Source organism: Pseudomonas shirazensis (assembly GCF_014268785.2).
Taxonomy (GTDB): Bacteria; Pseudomonadota; Gammaproteobacteria; order Pseudomonadales; family Pseudomonadaceae; genus Aquipseudomonas; species Aquipseudomonas shirazensis.
This window is the reverse complement of the sequence record NZ_JABWRD020000002.1, coordinates 969,458-985,167: the sequence shown is the minus strand read 5'-3', so window position 1 is coordinate 985,167 and position 15,710 is coordinate 969,458. Positions and strand designations below refer to the sequence as shown.

General features: G+C 60.4%; 14 protein-coding genes. 8 read left to right on the top strand and 6 right to left on the bottom strand.

The annotated features are described in order from the left end of the window. Positions 1 to 255 (top strand): glutaredoxin 3, encoded by a 255-nt coding sequence (gene grxC, locus HU736_RS15765; protein ID WP_101315605.1) that lies wholly within the window; start codon positions 1 to 3, stop codon positions 253 to 255. A gap of 38 nt (positions 256 to 293) precedes the next feature. Continuing rightward, positions 294 to 779: a protein-export chaperone SecB gene (secB, locus tag HU736_RS15760; protein ID WP_103435737.1), complete on the top strand. Its 486-nt coding sequence runs from the start codon at positions 294 to 296 to the stop codon at positions 777 to 779. A gap of 51 nt (positions 780 to 830) precedes the next feature. Here secB and trmL read toward each other — a convergent pair whose 3' ends face one another. Beyond that, on the bottom strand, positions 831 to 1,286 hold the full coding sequence (gene trmL, locus HU736_RS15755; RefSeq protein WP_186701224.1) for a tRNA (uridine(34)/cytosine(34)/5-carboxymethylaminomethyluridine(34)-2'-O)-methyltransferase TrmL: 456 nt from the start codon (positions 1,284 to 1,286) through the stop codon (positions 831 to 833). Between trmL and HU736_RS15750 the strand changes: the two genes are divergently transcribed. After that, positions 1,285 to 1,719: a hypothetical protein gene (locus tag HU736_RS15750; protein ID WP_186701223.1), complete on the top strand. Its 435-nt coding sequence runs from the start codon at positions 1,285 to 1,287 to the stop codon at positions 1,717 to 1,719. The two genes, trmL and HU736_RS15750, sit on opposite strands and share 2 nt — an antisense overlap. Positions 1,720 to 2,194: 475 nt before the next feature. On the opposite strand, the gene ntrC is transcribed toward HU736_RS15750, so the two are convergent. The 4 genes from ntrC to glnA form a co-directional block, all read right to left on the bottom strand. Further along, the gene (gene ntrC, locus HU736_RS15745) at positions 2,195 to 3,631 is read right to left on the bottom strand and encodes a nitrogen regulation protein NR(I) (RefSeq protein WP_101315613.1); all 1,437 of its coding nucleotides are present in this window, start codon (positions 3,629 to 3,631) and stop codon (positions 2,195 to 2,197) included. Then, a complete protein-coding gene (glnL, locus tag HU736_RS15740) occupies positions 3,628 to 4,713 on the bottom strand; it encodes a nitrogen regulation protein NR(II) (RefSeq protein ID WP_101315616.1) in 1,086 nt (361 codons plus the stop codon). The genes ntrC and glnL overlap by 4 nt, the downstream gene beginning before the upstream one ends. 261 nt (positions 4,714 to 4,974) lie before the next feature. Next, positions 4,975 to 5,328: a chorismate mutase family protein gene (locus tag HU736_RS15735; protein WP_186701222.1), complete on the bottom strand. Its 354-nt coding sequence runs from the start codon at positions 5,326 to 5,328 to the stop codon at positions 4,975 to 4,977. A gap of 99 nt (positions 5,329 to 5,427) precedes the next feature. After that, a complete protein-coding gene (gene glnA, locus HU736_RS15730) occupies positions 5,428 to 6,834 on the bottom strand; it encodes a type I glutamate--ammonia ligase (RefSeq protein WP_101315620.1) in 1,407 nt (468 codons plus the stop codon). Positions 6,835 to 7,351: 517 nt separating this feature from the next. Between glnA and thiI the strand changes: the two genes are divergently transcribed. Beyond that, the gene (thiI, locus tag HU736_RS15725; RefSeq protein ID WP_103435741.1) at positions 7,352 to 8,806 is read left to right on the top strand and encodes a tRNA uracil 4-sulfurtransferase ThiI; all 1,455 of its coding nucleotides are present in this window, start codon (positions 7,352 to 7,354) and stop codon (positions 8,804 to 8,806) included. 127 nt (positions 8,807 to 8,933) lie between these two features. Then, on the top strand, positions 8,934 to 10,754 hold the full coding sequence (gene typA, locus HU736_RS15720) for a translational GTPase TypA (protein ID WP_103435742.1): 1,821 nt from the start codon (positions 8,934 to 8,936) through the stop codon (positions 10,752 to 10,754). Positions 10,755 to 10,851: 97 nt separating this feature from the next. Here the strand turns inward: typA and HU736_RS15715 are convergent, their stop codons facing one another. Further along, a complete protein-coding gene (locus HU736_RS15715) occupies positions 10,852 to 11,256 on the bottom strand; it encodes a YkgJ family cysteine cluster protein (protein ID WP_101315626.1) in 405 nt (134 codons plus the stop codon). A gap of 183 nt (positions 11,257 to 11,439) precedes the next feature. Here HU736_RS15715 and HU736_RS15710 point away from each other — a divergent pair, with 183 nt between their 5' ends. From HU736_RS15710 to HU736_RS15700, 3 genes are all read left to right on the top strand, one after another. Next, complete coding sequence (locus HU736_RS15710) at positions 11,440 to 13,890, top strand: glycogen/starch/alpha-glucan phosphorylase (RefSeq protein WP_103435743.1); 2,451 nt, start codon at positions 11,440 to 11,442, stop codon at positions 13,888 to 13,890. Positions 13,891 to 14,065: 175 nt separating this feature from the next. Next, positions 14,066 to 15,076 carry a class 1 fructose-bisphosphatase gene (locus HU736_RS15705; RefSeq protein ID WP_103435744.1) on the top strand — a complete coding sequence of 337 codons (1,011 nt, stop codon included), beginning with the start codon at positions 14,066 to 14,068 and terminating at the stop codon, positions 15,074 to 15,076. Between the two features lie 3 nt (positions 15,077 to 15,079). Continuing rightward, positions 15,080 to 15,676: a DUF924 family protein gene (locus tag HU736_RS15700; protein ID WP_101315633.1), complete on the top strand. Its 597-nt coding sequence runs from the start codon at positions 15,080 to 15,082 to the stop codon at positions 15,674 to 15,676. Positions 15,677 to 15,710: the final 34 nt, after the last annotated feature.

Here is a 15,710-nt window from a genome sequence, read left to right as displayed (position 1 = left end):
ATGAAGCCCGTCATCGTCTATTCCAGCGACTACTGCCCGTTCTGCATCCGCGCCAAGCAACTGCTGCAAAGCAAAGGCGTGCCGTTCGAGGAAATCAAGGTCGACGGCAAGCCCCAGGTTCGCGCCGAAATGAGCCAGAAGGCCGGCCGTACCTCGGTACCGCAGATCTGGATCGGCAGCACCCACGTCGGTGGTTGCGATGACTTGTACGCCCTCGAGCGCGCGGGCAAGCTCGACAGCCTCCTCGCGGCCTGAATCACACCGCATTCAACCCATTAGGATTAGGATCAGCCATGACTGAGCAACAGAACAACGGCGCTGCCACTGACGACAACGCAGCACAATTCTCCATGCAGCGTATCTACGTGCGCGATCTGTCTTTCGAAGCACCGAAGAGCCCGCAGATCTTCCGTCAGCAGTGGGAGCCGGCTGTTTCGCTGGACCTCAATACCCGTCAGAAAGCCCTCGAAGGCGACTTCCATGAAGTCGTGCTGACCCTGTCGGTGACCGTCAAGAACGGTGACGAAGTGGCTTTCATCGCGGAAGTGCAACAGGCTGGTATCTTCCTGATCAAGAACCTCGACCCGGCTTCCATGAGCCACACCCTCGGCGCGTTCTGCCCGAACATCCTGTTCCCGTACGCTCGCGAAACCCTGGACAGCCTGGTAACCCGCGGCTCGTTCCCGGCGCTGATGCTGTCGCCAGTGAACTTCGACGCCCTGTACGCGCAGGAAATGGAGCGCATGCAGGCCGCTGGCGAGGCACCGTCGCTGCAATAAGCACGGCTGCCAGACCGAGAAAAGCGCCCTGTTGGGCGCTTTTTTTGTGGCTCAGACAAAGCCCTGCTGGCGCCAGGCTTCATACACCGTCACTGCCACGGTGTTGGACAGGTTCAGGCTGCGGCAGCCCGGGCGCATTGGCAGGCGCAGCTTTTGCTCGGTGGGCAGGGGGTCGAGTACCTCGGCCGGCAGGCCGCGGCTTTCCGGGCCGAACAGGAAGGCATCGCCTGGTTGGTAGGCAACCTCGTGAAACGGGTGCGAGCCCTTGGTGGTGAAGGCGAACAGACGCGGCTGGCCGAGGCTTTCCAGGCACGCCGCCAGGCTCTCGTGGCGCTTGAGCGTGGCATACTCGTGGTAGTCCAGCCCGGCCCGGCGCAGGCGCTTGTCGTCCAGCTCGAAGCTGATCGGCTCGATCAGGTGCAAGGCGCAGCCGCTGTTGGCACACAGGCGGATGATATTGCCGGTATTCGGCGGAATTTCTGGTTGAAAAAGGATGACGTGAAACATGCACGGCTCCAAGCGTGAAGATGACGAGCATTCTACCCCTGAACCGGATCAGCGTTCGAAAGCGTTCCCGCGGGTAATGCTGTCGCTGGCCATCGTCGGGGTGATGGTCGGCTTGATGATCGGCCGCCTGACCACGCCGGAAGAGCGTTTGCTGGAGCAGATCGGGGTAGTGCAGGGCGGGCTTGACCTGTGGTTCAACGAAGAGCCAAAGCTGCATGGCGAGAACGTCGAAGGTACGGTGGCGATTTTGTTCGAAGCGAAGGGCAAGGCGCAGCGCGGGCAACTGATGCTGGAGGAGAAGCCGGTCGGCTGGCGTTTGCAGAACAGCGACAAGGGCTTGCTGCTGACGGTGGTGGCCGCGCGCCCCCTGCAGGGCGAATGGAGCGCTGCAGAGGACGCGGGACGTTGGCGTGTGCAGGTGAGGCTGCACTAATAAAAGAGGGGATTCCCGGCCTGCCTGTACCGAGGTCCCCAGAACTTGCTCGACTTGCGAATAAAATAGGGGTCACCCGGCCTGCCTGTACCAGGGCCCCCGAAACTGGTTGTGCAATAGCTATTGCAGGGGGCGTGCCAGGTTTGTAAAAGCAGTGTTTGTTGGGTTTTGCGGGTGATTCGGCCGGGTTTTGAGGTTGTTTTTGCCTTGCGGCGGTGCGTTGAGCACGATCTCGGTGCATGGTAAAGACTGCGCCGATCCCCAACCGAGCGCGGTCCCTGTGGGAGCGGCCTTGCCGGGGCGCCGGACCGGTCGGAAAGGCCAGCGAAGCTGGCCCGGCGATTCTGTGGCGTTGCGCAGATCCTGGGGCCGCTACGCAGCACTTTCGCGACACAAGGCCGCTCCTGCAGGGGGCGCGATGGACCGGTCAAAAAAGGCCGCTATGCGGCCCGGCGTGTATGGCGTCAGGTGTGGATCAATGATCGTCGCCGTCATCCTCATCGCCGCCGTCGATCTTCATCCCCAGTTCTTTGATCTTGCGGGTCAGGGTGTTACGCCCCCAACCCAGCAACACCGCAGCATCACGCCGACGCCCGGCGGTATGCTTGAGTGCGGTCTCGATCATGATCCGCTCGAAACTCGGCACCGCGCTGTCGAGCAGGTTGGACTGCCCCCGCGCCAACGCCTGATCCGCCCACTGGCGCAGTGCCTGCTCCCAGTTGGTTACCGGCGCAGCATCCTGCGGCAGGTTGAGCAGCTCCGGCGGCAGGTCACCCACCAGCACTTCGCGGCTAGAGGCCATTACCGTGATCCAGCGGCAGGTGTTCTCCAGCTGGCGCACGTTGCCCGGCCACGGCAGGTTGCGCATGAACTCTTCGGTTTCCGGCTTGAGCAGCTTTGGCTCGACCGACAGCTCTTGCGCCGCTCGGCCGAGGAAGTGCCTGGCGAGCGTGGGGATATCCTCACGGCGGTCGGACAGTCGCGGAATATGGATGCGGATCACGTTCAGGCGGTGAAACAAGTCCTCACGGAATTTGCCCGCCTGGACCAGGGTTTCCAGGTTCTGGTGCGTTGCGGCAATGATGCGTACATCGACCTTGACCGGGATATGCCCGCCCACGCGGTAGAACTCACCGTCAGCCAATACCCGCAGCAGGCGGGTCTGGGTGTCGGCTGGCATGTCGCCGATTTCGTCGAGGAACAACGTGCCGCCGTCGGCCTGCTCGAAGCGGCCACGGCGCAGGTTGGCAGCGCCGGTAAAGGCGCCTTTCTCATGGCCGAACAGCTCTGACTCCATCAGATCCTTGGGGATCGCCGCCATGTTCAACGCAATGAACGGCGAAGCAGCCCTTGGGCTGTGACGGTGCAGGGCGTGGGCAACCAACTCTTTACCGGTACCCGACTCACCGTTGATCAACACGGTGATGTTGGAGTGGCTGAGGCGGCCGATGGCGCGGAATACTTCCTGCATCGCCGGCGCTTCGCCAATGATCTCCGGCGTGCGCGTCAGCGTCGGCGCGACATGCAGGCCTTGCTGCTCCTGAGCATGTTGGTTGGCCCGCTTGACCAGCGAGACCGCCTCGTCAACGTCGAACGGCTTGGGCAGGTACTCGAAAGCGCCGCCTTGATAGGAGGCTACCGCACTGTCCAGGTCCGAATGCGCGGTCATGATGATCACCGGCAAGCGCGGATGTTGTTCGCGAATCTGCGCCAGCAGGTCCAGGCCGCTGGCGCCCGGCATGCGAATGTCGGAAATGATCACGTCTGGCTGCTGCCGTGCCAGGCGACCCATGACTCCGTCAGCGCTGTCAAAGCTCTGGGTGGTCATGCCCTCCTGTTGCAGGGCTTTTTCCAGGACCCAGCGGATGGAGCGATCATCGTCGACGATCCACACGGTTTCACTTCGGCTCATGGGGCAGTGGCTCCTTGTTCCAGAGGCAGGAAGATCGAGAAGGTGGTGTGGCCGGCATGGCTCTCACACTCGATCAGGCCCTGGTGCTGGCTGATGATGTTCTGGGTGATGGCCAGGCCGAGGCCGGTACCGTCCGGGCGCCCGCTGACCATGGGATAGAAAAGGGTGTCCTGCAGTTCCGCCGGGATGCCGGGGCCGTTGTCGGTGATTTCGACGCGGGCTACCAGGCGATGACGGATGTGGCCAATGGTGAACTGGCGCACGGCGCGGCTGCGCAGGCTGATGCGGCCCAGGCGCAATTCGTTCTGGCTGCTGATCGCCTGCATTGCGTTGCGCACGATGTTAAGTACGGCCTGGATCATCTGCTCGCGGTCGATCAACACGTCCGGTAGGCTCGGGTCGTAATCACGCACCAAAGTGATGCAGCCTTGGCTTTCGGCCTCGACCAGGCTGCAGACGCGCTCCAGCACTTCGTGAATGTTGGTCATCGCCAGCGACGGCAGCTTGTTTGAGCCGAGCATGCGGTCGACCAGGTTACGCAGGCGGTCGGCTTCTTCGATGATTACGTTGGTGTAATCACGCAGGCCATCATTGGGTAGTTCACGGGCCAGCAACTGCGCCGCGCCACGAATGCCGCCCAGCGGATTCTTTATTTCATGGGCGAGGCCACGCACCAGCATCTTGGTGGTTTCCTGCTTGGACAGCTGGGCCTCTTCCTTGGTGATACGCAATAGCCGGTCACGCGGGTGCACCTCGAGCAGCAGCAAGGTCTGGCCTTGATGCAGGATCGGCGTAACCGCGTAATCGACGGTGATGCTTTGCCCGGTCAGCGAGGTCAGTTGCGCTTCGCGCTTGGTGAACGGGTGAGCCTGTTCAACGGCCTGGCGCAGCGAGTTGAGCGCCTCGGTCGACTCGGTGAACAGCTCGCTGATGAACTGCCCATGACTGCGCTGACCGCTGACCGCCAGCAGCATCTCCGCGGCCGGATTCATGTACTCCAGGCGCAGTTCGGCATTGAGCAGCAGGGTCGCTGTGGTCAGGTTGTCCAAGAGTAGACGGTGCTGCGCATCGCTGATGGTCATGGGGCGTCGTCGACCTCTTTTGGCACATGGGTCGCCGTTGGCTGAGCCAAGGGCGGGCGCGCTGGTGATCCGCGTGATGGTTTGAAAATGCAAGAAACAAACCAAGGCTCCGAAAAGAAGCGCAATTGCCGGAAAAAGCCCTGTTCATGCGCTATTGCAGGCCAAAAAATGCCGATGAAACGTTTCACTTGAACCATATTGGGGTGCATGGCGGAGCGTTCGGCATACCTATGCACCAATATAGAGCATCTTGACCCGTAGCTAGTCGCACAGTTGCCCGGTGGCGCGGATCATGCCAACGCGGTGCAGTGGATCGCCCTGACGTTGCGCCAGACTCAGTGCCAGCTCGCGCGCGCACTGGCGGCTGCGGGTTTGATTTAAGGACGCCAACTGGCGTAGCAGATCTGCCTGCAGACCATCCAGTCGCGGGCGGATGATGCGCTGCAAGTCGTGACGGGGCAGTGCGGGTGCCGCTCCGGCGAGCTGCCATTGCGACAGTCGCGCGTACTGCACCAGCTTGTTGCCTTCTATCTGATCGGTGAAAAATGCTGCTGCCTGCTCAGGGTCCTTTTCCAGTGGAGGCTGCAAGTGTGCGGTGATGCCGAAGGTGCACAAGTCGGACGCTTCTGAAAATCATGCCTGGCGGAAATGAAAACGGCCTCCCGAGGGAGGCCGTATTCAGTTGATGCCTAGCGACGACAGGCGTCGCTTACATCAGCAGCTGTAGTACAGCTCGTATTCCAGCGGGTGTACGAAGGTGCGAACCTTGATTTCTTCTTCGCTCTTCAGCTCGATGAAGGCATCGATGAAGTCGTCGGAGAACACGCCGCCCTTGGTCAGGAACGCACGGCCTTTATCCAGCTCTTCCAGAGCTTCTTTCAGGCTGCCGCAGACTTGCGGAATGTCCTTGGCTTCTTCTGGTGGCAGGTCGTAGAGGTTCTTGTCGGCGGCATCGCCTGGGTGAATCTTGTTCTGGATGCCGTCCAGGCCAGCCATCAGCAGGGCTGCGAAGGCCAGGTATGGGTTGGCCGATGGGTCCGGGAAGCGCGCTTCGATACGGCGAGCTTTCGGGCTGCTGACGTAAGGAATACGGATCGAGGCGGAACGGTTACGGGCCGAGTAGGCGAGCATTACCGGTGCTTCGAAACCTGGGACCAGACGCTTGTAGGAGTTGGTCGACGGGTTGGTGAAGCCGTTCAGTGCCTTACCGTGCTTGATGATGCCGCCGATGAAGTACAGGGCGGTATCGGACAGGCCGGCATAGCCTTCGCCAGCGAAGGTGTTCTTGCCGTCTTTCCAGATCGACATGTGCACGTGCATGCCCGAACCGTTGTCACCGTACAGTGGCTTCGGCATGAAGGTAGCGGTGCGGCCGTAAGCGTCGGCAACGTTGTGCACGACGTATTTCAGGGCCTGGACTTCGTCAGCTTTCTTCACCAGGGTGTTAAACTTGACGCCGATTTCGTTCTGACCGGCAGTCGCCACTTCGTGGTGGTGAACTTCAACGATCTGACCCATTTCTTCCAGTGCATTGCACATGGCAGTACGGATTTCGTGGTCGTGGTCGAACGGAGGTACCGGGAAATAGCCGCCTTTGACGCCTGGACGGTGGCCTTTGTTGCCGCCTTCGATGTCAGCACCGGTCATCCACGAGCCTTGCTCGGAGAAGATCTTGAACATCGAACCGGAGATGTCGGACTGGAACTTCACTTCGTCGAAGATGAAGAACTCAGGCTCTGGACCGGCGAACACGGTGTCACCCAAGCCAGTGCTCTTGAGGTACTCTTCAGCGCGCTTGGCGATCGCACGTGGGTCGCGATCGTAGCCGAGCATGCTCGACGGGTCGACGATGTCGCAGGTGATGATCAGGGTTGGCTCTTCGGTGAACGGGTCGAGCACAGCGGTATCGTCAACCGGCATCAGGATCATGTCGGAGGCTTCGATGCCTTTCCAGCCGGCAATCGACGAACCGTCGAACATTTTGCCGACTTCAAAGAAGTCTTCGTCCAGACCATCACGCGCCGGCATGGTCACGTGATGCTGAGTGCCTTTGGTGTCCGTGAAACGCAGATCAATCCACTTGACGTCATGATCTTTGATGAGTTGAACCGACTTCGACATGTTGTCCTCCGGAGGGTCTAGAGCGCGGTGGGCCGCTGCCCTGGAAAAAGGGTGTTGCTGGGCGCGGATAGTCGGCCAAGCTTACCTGCCTCACAAGAGAGCAAATTGCATGCCAGTGCCCGAAAATGGCGAGCCTGAGATAAAAGCGGGCGTTCAGGGGCATTTATGAGTATTGGACCGAGCAAAAGCGCACCTTTTAGATGCGGAAATTGCGAGTTGCGCACCAAATCAGTGCGCATCTTTGCGGGAGCGTTCTCTGGAACCTCTTCGCGGCGGCCCGGCGTCCCGGTAAACCCGTTCCCACAGGGATAGCGGTGGAGTCGGGCTTTGCACCATCCTGTGGGAGCGGGCTTAGCGGGACGCCGGATCGCCGCGAAAGGGCCGACACAGGCGCGGCAAAATCAATCTCTTGCACTCATCTCAAACCTTTCTGTTCAAAAGTTGGTCAAATCCTGAGCAATTTCCGCTATAATTCGCGCCCCTCATTTTCGGCAGGCCCTGGGCGCGCTGTTTACCCATGAAACTCATCGTCAAAGTCTTCCCAGAAATCACCATCAAGAGCCGGCCGGTGCGCAAGCGCTTCATCCGTCAGCTCTCGAAGAACATCCGCAACGTGCTCAAGGATATCGACCCTGAGCTGAAGGTTGACGGTGTCTGGGATAATCTCGAAGTGGTCACCCGCCTCGAAGACGAGAAGCTTCAGCGCGAGATCATCGACCGGCTGTCGTGCACGCCGGGGATCACCCACTTCCTTCAGGTAGAGGAATACCCGCTGGGCGACTTCGACGATATCGTCGAGAAGTGCAAGGCGCATTACGGCCATCTGCTGGCCGGCAAGCGCTTCGCCGTACGCTGCAAGCGGGGCGGCCACCACGACTTCACCTCGATGGATGTTGACCGTTATGTTGGCAGCCAGTTGCGCCAGCAGTGCGGCGCCGCCGGTATCGACCTGAAGAACCCGGAAATCAAGGTGCGGATGGAAATCCGCAATCAGCGCCTTTACGTCATCCACAATCAGCATCAAGGTATCGGCGGTTATCCGTTGGGCGCGTTGGAGCAGACTCTGGTGTTGATGTCCGGTGGTTTCGATTCCACCGTGGCTGCCTACCAGATGATGCGTCGCGGCCTGATGACCCACTTCTGCTTCTTCAACCTCGGCGGCCGTGCCCACGAGTTGGGGGTGATGGAAGTCGCTCACTACCTGTGGAAAAAATACGGCAGCAGCCAGCGCGTGCTGTTCATCAGCGTGCCGTTCGAAGAAGTGGTCGGCGAGATTCTCGGCAAGGTCGACAACAGCTACATGGGCGTCACCCTCAAGCGCATGATGCTGCGCGCAGCGGCCAACATTGCTGACCGCCTGCAGATCGACGCGCTGGTCACCGGTGAGGCGATTTCCCAGGTGTCGAGCCAGACCCTGCCCAACCTGACAGTGATCGACCAGGCCACTGACAAGCTGGTACTGCGTCCGCTGCTGGCCAGCCACAAACAGGACATCATCGATACCGCTTATCAGATCGGCACAGCCGAGTTTGCCAAGCACATGCCAGAATACTGCGGCGTCATCTCGGTCAACCCGACTACCTGCGCCAAACCGCAGCGGGTTGTATATGAGGAGGCCCAGTTCGATATGCAGATCCTGGAGCGCGCGCTGGAGCGTGCCCGCTTCATTTCGATCGACCATGTGATCGACGAACTGAGCCAGGACATTCAGATTGAAGAGGTGGCCGAGGCCACTCCAGGCCAGATCGTCATCGACATTCGTCACCCCGATGCGCAAGAGGATCAACCTTTGGTGATCGACGGTATCGAAGTCCAGGCCATGCCTTTCTATGCCATCAACAGCCGCTTCAAGCAGCTCGATGGCAATCGTCAGTACCTACTTTATTGCGACAAGGGCGTCATGAGTCGCCTGCATGCGCATCATCTGCTCAGTGAGGGACATGCCAATGTGCGTGTTTATCGTCCGGCATAAACTGCCAGGGCTGTATGGCGGCAGCATCCGCCATCGCCCTCCCGACCCGCGGGCCCGCTGAGCCTTTTACCTTCATATTGGCCGTCTAGAATGGGCGGCAACCGAATCCTCTGATCGAGATACATTTGTGATCGAAAATCTGCGTAACATCGCCATCATCGCCCACGTTGACCATGGTAAAACCACTCTGGTCGACAAACTCCTGCGTCAGTCGGGCACCCTGGAGCGTAACGAGCTCAATGACGAGCGCGTCATGGACTCCAACGACCAGGAGAAAGAGCGCGGTATTACCATTCTGGCGAAAAACACCGCCATCAACTGGAATGGCTACCACATCAACATCGTCGACACCCCCGGCCACGCCGACTTCGGTGGCGAAGTTGAGCGTGTAATGTCGATGGTCGACTCCGTGCTGCTGCTGGTCGATGCCCAAGACGGCCCTATGCCGCAAACTCGCTTCGTGACCAAAAAGGCATTCGAAGCTGGCCTCAAGCCAATCGTTGTAATCAACAAGGTTGACCGTCCGGGCGCTCGTCCTGATTGGGTTCTGGACCAGATCTTCGATCTGTTCGACAACCTCGGCGCTACCGATGAGCAGCTGGACTTCCAGGTCGTCTACGCCTCGGCCCTGAACGGCATTGCCGGCCTGGACCACACTGCCATGGCCGAAGACATGACCCCGCTGTACCAAGCGGTTGTCGACCACGTTCCACCACCTGCTGTTGACCGTGACGGCCCGTTCCAGATGCAGATCTCCGCTCTGGACTACAACAGCTTCCTCGGTGTTATCGGCGTTGGCCGTATCGCCCGTGGTCGCGTCAAGCCAAACACTCCGGTTGTTGCCATCGATGTCGACGGCAAAAAGCGTAACGGCCGTATCCTGAAGCTGATGGGTCACCACGGTCTGCACCGTGTCGACGTTGAAGAAGCTGCCGCCGGCGACATCGTCTGCATCAGCGGTTTCGACGAGCTGTTCATCTCCGACACCCTGTGCGACCCGTTGAACGTCGAGGCGATGAAGCCGCTGACCGTCGACGAGCCAACCGTTTCCATGACCTTCCAGGTCAACGACTCGCCATTCTGCGGTAAAGAAGGCAAGTTCGTGACCTCGCGTAACATCAAGGACCGTCTGGACAAAGAGCTGCTGTACAACGTTGCACTGCGCGTTGAAGAAGGCGACTCGGCCGACAAGTTCAAGGTTTCCGGCCGTGGTGAACTGCACCTGTCGGTACTGATCGAAACCATGCGTCGCGAAGGCTTCGAGTTGGCCCTGGGCCGTCCTGAAGTGATCATTCGTGAAGTCGACGGCGTCAAGCAAGAGCCGTTCGAAAACGTCACCATCGACATCCCAGAGGAAGCTCAGGGCAAGGTCATGGAAGAGATGGGTCTGCGTAAAGGCGACCTGAGCAACATGGTCCCGGATGGCAAAGGCCGTGTGCGTCTGGAATACAACATCCCTGCTCGTGGTCTGATCGGTTTCCGTAACCAGTTCCTGACCCTGACCAACGGTGCTGGCATCCTGACCTCGATCTTCGATCGCTACGCTCCAGTCAAGTCGGGCCACATGTCCGGCCGTCAGAACGGCGTACTGGTTTCGGTTGAAACCGGCAAGGCTCTGACCTACTCGCTGGAAACCCTGCAGGCGCGCGGCAAGCTGTTCGTCGAACACGGTCAAGAGATCTACTACGGTCAGATCATCGGTCAAAACAGCCGCGACAACGACCTGGGTGTAAACCCAACCAAAGGCAAGAAGCTCGACAACATGCGTGCTTCGGGTAAAGACGAAACCATCGCTCTGGTTCCGCCGGTTCGCTTCACTCTGGAACAGGCTCTGGAATACATCCAGGAAGACGAGCTGTGCGAAGTCACGCCTAAGTCGATCCGTCTTCGCAAGAAGATCCTCGACGAAAGCGAGCGTACCCGCGCTGCCAAGAAAGCCAAGATCTGAATCCAGATCTAGCTGAATAAAAACGCCCCCGGTCGCGAGACCGGGGGCGTTTTTGTTTGTCTGGTGGCTTTAAGGGGCGCACAGCAGCCCCGGCTATTCAGCGTCCAACCACCTTTGGCTTGTAAGCGCAGAAGCCCGGCCGTGGGCCGACCTTGGGGTGGTTGCGGCAGGTATCGGGGCGCTTGTCATAAATGGTGCACAGGCGGCTCTTACGATCCAGATAGAGACAATCATCGTTGCTCATTCGGGTCAAGGTGAAGATCCCTGACTTCTGATTGAAACGCTCGATGATGCCGTCCTTCTGCAGGCGCTTGGCAACGTTCTTGGCCGGCTCGTCCTTGTCGAAGTCATCGACCACGCCAATACGGATCAGGTCTTTGATCTTCACTTCCACCGGCAGCGTGCAGCAGGTCGAATGGCAGCCCCCGCACATATGGCTGGAGTAGCGCTGCCAGGTATCGAGGCGGTCGACTTCAGCCGCGGCAATCAGGGTCGGTTTCATAGTTATAAGGAGCGAATCACGGTGTAGGGGCGCGCGATGATACCGGAGTTGTTCAAATTGTGAACAACCTTTCGCCCGATTATGCTTTTCGGCATGAAAACTGCGAACAACAACTGCCAGCCCCTGTCGAAGGGTCTAGTCTGAACACTCTCCTGCCTTTGCCCACTTGCCCGAGGATGTCACATGTCTCAGCAACCCAAAGCACGTGACGTCGAGGTCACCGAGTTCCGTGCCGCTGTATTGGCCAAGCTGACCTACGCGGTCGGCAAGGACCCGGAGCACGCCTTTGATCACGACTGGTTCGAAGCCATTGCCCTGGCTGCGCGCGACCATATGGTCGATCACTGGATGGACCACACCCGGCAGGCCTACCGACGTAGCCAGAAGCGCGTCTACTACCTTTCCCTCGAGTTTTTGATCGGCCGGCTGCTGTACGACAGCCTGAGCAACCTCGGCTACCTGGAAATCGCCCGCGAGGCGCTGGATGGCCTCGGTGTCGACCTCGATCGCATTCGCCTGCTGGAGCCGGACGCCGCGCTCGGCAATGGTGGCCTTGGCCGGCTGGCGGCGTGCTTCATGGAAAGCATGTCGACCCTGGGCATTGCCGCCCATGGCTACGGTATCCGCTACGAGCACGGCTTGTTCCGCCAGGCCGTGGTCGATGGCTGGCAGCAGGAGCAAACCGAGAACTGGCTGGATTTCGGCAACCCGTGGGAGTTCGAACGGGCCGAGGTGATCTATCCGATCAGCTTCGGTGGTGGCGTCGAAACCGTGACGGCTGCCGACGGCCAGCAACGGCAGATCTGGACCCCCGGCGAAACCGTGCGGGCGGTTGCCTACGATACGCCGGTAGTCGGCTGGCGCGGGTCCAGCGTCAACACTCTGCGCCTGTGGCGTGCACGCGCGCTGGAAGAGCTGCACCTGGAGCGCTTCAACGCCGGTGACCACCTGGGTGCAGTCGCCGAGGTGGCCCGCGCCGAGAGCATCTCGCGCGTGCTCTACCCAGCCGACAGCACCGAGGCGGGCCAGGAACTGCGCCTGCGCCAGGAGTACTTCTTTGTTTCCGCCTCGCTGCAAGACCTGCTGCGCCGGCACCTGAACATGCACAAGAGCCTGCTCAACCTGCCTGATGCGGCGGCGATCCAGCTCAACGACACCCACCCCTCGATTGCGGTTGCGGAGCTGATGCGCTTGCTGGTCGACCAGCATGAAATCCCATGGGACAAAGCCTGGGAAGTAACCGTCGGCACCCTGGCCTACACCAACCACACACTGTTGCCCGAAGCGCTGGAAACCTGGCCGGTGGCGCTGATGGAGCGCATGCTGCCGCGGCATATGCAGATCATCTATCTAATCAATGCCTACCATATCGATGCCCTGCGGGCCAAAGGCCAGCACGATTTCGACGTGTTGCGCGCGGTGTCGTTGATCGAAGAAGACAACGGCCGCCGCGTGCGCATGGGCAATCTGGCGTTTCTTGGTTCGCATAGTGTCAACGGCGTGTCCGCGCTGCACAGCAAGCTGATGAAGAGCACGGTGTTCTCCGAGCTGCACAAGCTCTACCCGGATCGGATCAACAACAAGACCAACGGCGTCACCTTCCGCCGCTGGCTGCACCAGGCCAACCCGCAGCTTACTGCGATGCTGATCGAGGCCCTCGGGCGCGAGGTGCTGGATGACGCCGAGGTGCGCCTCAAGGATCTTGAGCCGTTCGCCGAGCAACCGGCGTTTCGCAAGCAGTTCGCTGCGCAGCGGCTGCACAGCAAGCGTGCCTTGGCGAGCATCATCCAGGACCGCGTCGGCGTGACGGTCAACCCCGAGGCGATGTTCGACGTACAGGTCAAGCGCATCCACGAGTACAAGCGCCAGCTGCTCAACCTGCTGCACACGGTGGCGCTGTATCAGGCAATTCGCGCCGAGCCGAGCACCGACTGGGTGCCGCGGGTGAAGATCTTCGCCGGCAAGGCGGCCGCCAGCTATCACCAGGCCAAGTTGATCATCAAGCTGTCCAACGACATCGCCCGGGTGGTCAACAACGATCCGACTGTGCGCGGCCTGCTCAAGGTGGTATTCCTGCCCAACTACAACGTCAGCCTGGCCGAGAGCATCATCCCGGCGGCGGACTTGTCCGAGCAGATTTCCACCGCCGGCTACGAAGCGTCCGGCACCAGCAACATGAAGTTCGGCCTCAACGGCGCGCTGACCATCGGCACCCTGGACGGCGCCAACGTCGAGATGTGCGAGCAGGTCGGTGCAGAGAACATGTTCATCTTTGGGCTGACGGCGCAGCAGGTCGAGGCGCGCAAACGCGCGGGTGACTTTGGTGCCAGTGCGGCGGTGGCGGAGTCGCACCGCCTCAGCGATGTGCTGCACGCCATTCGCAGCGGGGTGTTCTCGCCGGATGACCCGTCGCGCTATACCCAGTTGATCGACTCGCTGATCGACCATGACCGCTTCCTGCTCTGCGCCGATTTCGACGCCTACTGGGATGCCCAGCGCAAGGTCGATGAGCTGTGGCACCAGCCGGAACAATGGTGGCGGGTGGCGGTGCTCAATACCTCGCGGATGGGCTGGTTCTCATCGGACCGGACCATACGCGAGTACGCGACCGAGATCTGGAAGGCATTGGATTGAGCTGACCATGGCAGGGCACCTGCCGACCACCGGCCGGTGCCGTGCTGAACTAGACTACGGTTCGACCGTCTGATCGGCCAGGCGAGTGTGTTTGCTAGCTAGCCTTTACGCCAAACCATCGGCATTACTGTAAACTGCGAGGGTTTTTCACCCTCTTTCCCTTTCGGAGCCATACATGTCCCGCGTTACCCTGAGTCGCTATCTGATTGAGCAGACCCGCAGCAACAATACTCCTGCCGATCTGCGCTTCCTGATCGAGGTGGTGGCGCGCGCGTGCAAGGAAATCAGCCACCACGTGTCCAAAGGCGCCCTCGGCGGCGTGCTGGGCAGCATGGGCACCGAAAACGTACAGGGCGAAGTGCAGAAAAAGCTCGACGTGATCTCCAACGACATTCTGCTCGAAGCCAACGAGTGGGGTGGTCACCTGGCCGGCATGGCGTCCGAAGAAATGGACAACGCCTACCAGATCCCGGGTAAATACCCGAAGGGTGCCTACCTGCTGGTGTTCGACCCACTGGACGGCTCGTCGAACATCGACGTCAACGTTTCGGTCGGCACCATCTTCTCGGTTCTGCGCTGCCCGCAGGAATACCTGAGCCAGAACGAAACCCTCAACGAAAACGCCTTCCTCCAGCCTGGCACCGAGCAGGTCGCCGCCGGTTACGCGATCTACGGCCCGCAGACCATGCTGATCCTGACCCTGGGCAACGGCGTCAAAGGCTTCACCCTGGACCGCGAGCTGGGCAGCTTTGTCCTCACTCACGAGAACATCCAGGTGCCGGAGAGCACTGCCGAGTTCGCTATCAACATGTCCAACCAGCGTCACTGGGAAGCGCCGATCCAGCGCTACGTCGGCGAGTTGCTGGCCGGTGAGACCGGGCCGTTGAAAAAGAACTACAACATGCGCTGGATCGCCTCGATGGTGGCTGATGTGCACCGCATCCTCACCCGTGGCGGTCTGTTCATGTACCCACGCGATTCGCGTGAGCCGAGCAAGCCAGGCAAGCTGCGCCTGATGTACGAGGCCAACCCGATGTCGTTCATCATCGAACAGGCCGGCGGCGCTGCCACCAACGGTGAGCAACGCATCCTCGACATCCAGCCGGACAGCCTGCACCAGCGCGTTTCGGTAATCCTCGGCTCGAAGCAAGAGGTCGAGCGCGTTACGGCCTACCACAAGGAATAAATCATGCTCGCACCTTGGCAGCCGTTGCTGGAGTGGTGGTTCGGTCCGGGCAAGAGCCCGCAGGCCGTGGCTGACGAGAAGAGCACGCTGTGGTTCGGCAAGCACCATGATGACGAGGCGCGCGAGCGTTTCGGCGCGCTGTGCGAGCAGGCCCTGGCGGGTGGTCTCGAAGACTGGCAGCAAAGCCCGCAGGGCTGGCTTGGCCTGATCCTGCTGCTCGATCAACTGCCGCGCATGATCTACCGTGACACGCCGCGCGCCTTTGAAGGTGACCGGCGCGCGCAGGTGGTGGCCATGCAGGGTTTGCAGCATGACTGGGATTACCAGTTGCTGCCGATCCAGCGGGTGTTCGTGCTGTTGGTGCTGGAACACGCCGAGGTGCTCGACTGGCAGCACCTTAGTGTCGAGCGCTATCGGCAGTTGCTGGACGAGCAACCGGAGGCCAACCGCCGTCTGTTCGAAGGCTTCCTCGACTACGCCGAGCAGCATCAGCGCGTGATCGAGCGCTTTGGCCGGTTCCCGCAGCGCAATCTGCTGCTGGACCGTCCGAGTACCGATGAAGAGATGGATTTCCTGCTCGAGCCGGGTTCACGGTTCTGATGCAGCGCTGAGCGGCTGCCCCATCTGCGTAGGC

Excerpts from the sequence above, each read along its gene's own strand:
- grxC (WP_101315605.1), top strand. The coding sequence starts at position 1 with ATGAAGCCCGTCATCGTCTATTCCAGCGACTACTGCCCGTTCTGCATC.
- secB (WP_103435737.1), top strand. The coding sequence starts at position 294 with ATGACTGAGCAACAGAACAACGGCGCTGCCACTGACGACAACGCAGCA.
- HU736_RS15750 (WP_186701223.1), top strand. The coding sequence starts at position 1,285 with ATGCACGGCTCCAAGCGTGAAGATGACGAGCATTCTACCCCTGAACCG.
- trmL (WP_186701224.1), bottom strand. The coding sequence starts at position 1,286 with ATGTTTCACGTCATCCTTTTTCAACCAGAAATTCCGCCGAATACCGGC.
- ntrC (WP_101315613.1), bottom strand. The coding sequence starts at position 3,631 with ATGAGCCGAAGTGAAACCGTGTGGATCGTCGACGATGATCGCTCCATC.
- glnL (WP_101315616.1), bottom strand. The coding sequence starts at position 4,713 with ATGACCATCAGCGATGCGCAGCACCGTCTACTCTTGGACAACCTGACC.
- glnA (WP_101315620.1), bottom strand. The coding sequence starts at position 6,834 with ATGTCGAAGTCGGTTCAACTCATCAAAGATCATGACGTCAAGTGGATT.
- thiI (WP_103435741.1), top strand. The coding sequence starts at position 7,352 with ATGAAACTCATCGTCAAAGTCTTCCCAGAAATCACCATCAAGAGCCGG.
- HU736_RS15715 (WP_101315626.1), bottom strand. The coding sequence starts at position 11,256 with ATGAAACCGACCCTGATTGCCGCGGCTGAAGTCGACCGCCTCGATACC.
- HU736_RS15710 (WP_103435743.1), top strand. The coding sequence starts at position 11,440 with ATGTCTCAGCAACCCAAAGCACGTGACGTCGAGGTCACCGAGTTCCGT.
- HU736_RS15705 (WP_103435744.1), top strand. The coding sequence starts at position 14,066 with ATGTCCCGCGTTACCCTGAGTCGCTATCTGATTGAGCAGACCCGCAGC.
- HU736_RS15700 (WP_101315633.1), top strand. The coding sequence starts at position 15,080 with ATGCTCGCACCTTGGCAGCCGTTGCTGGAGTGGTGGTTCGGTCCGGGC.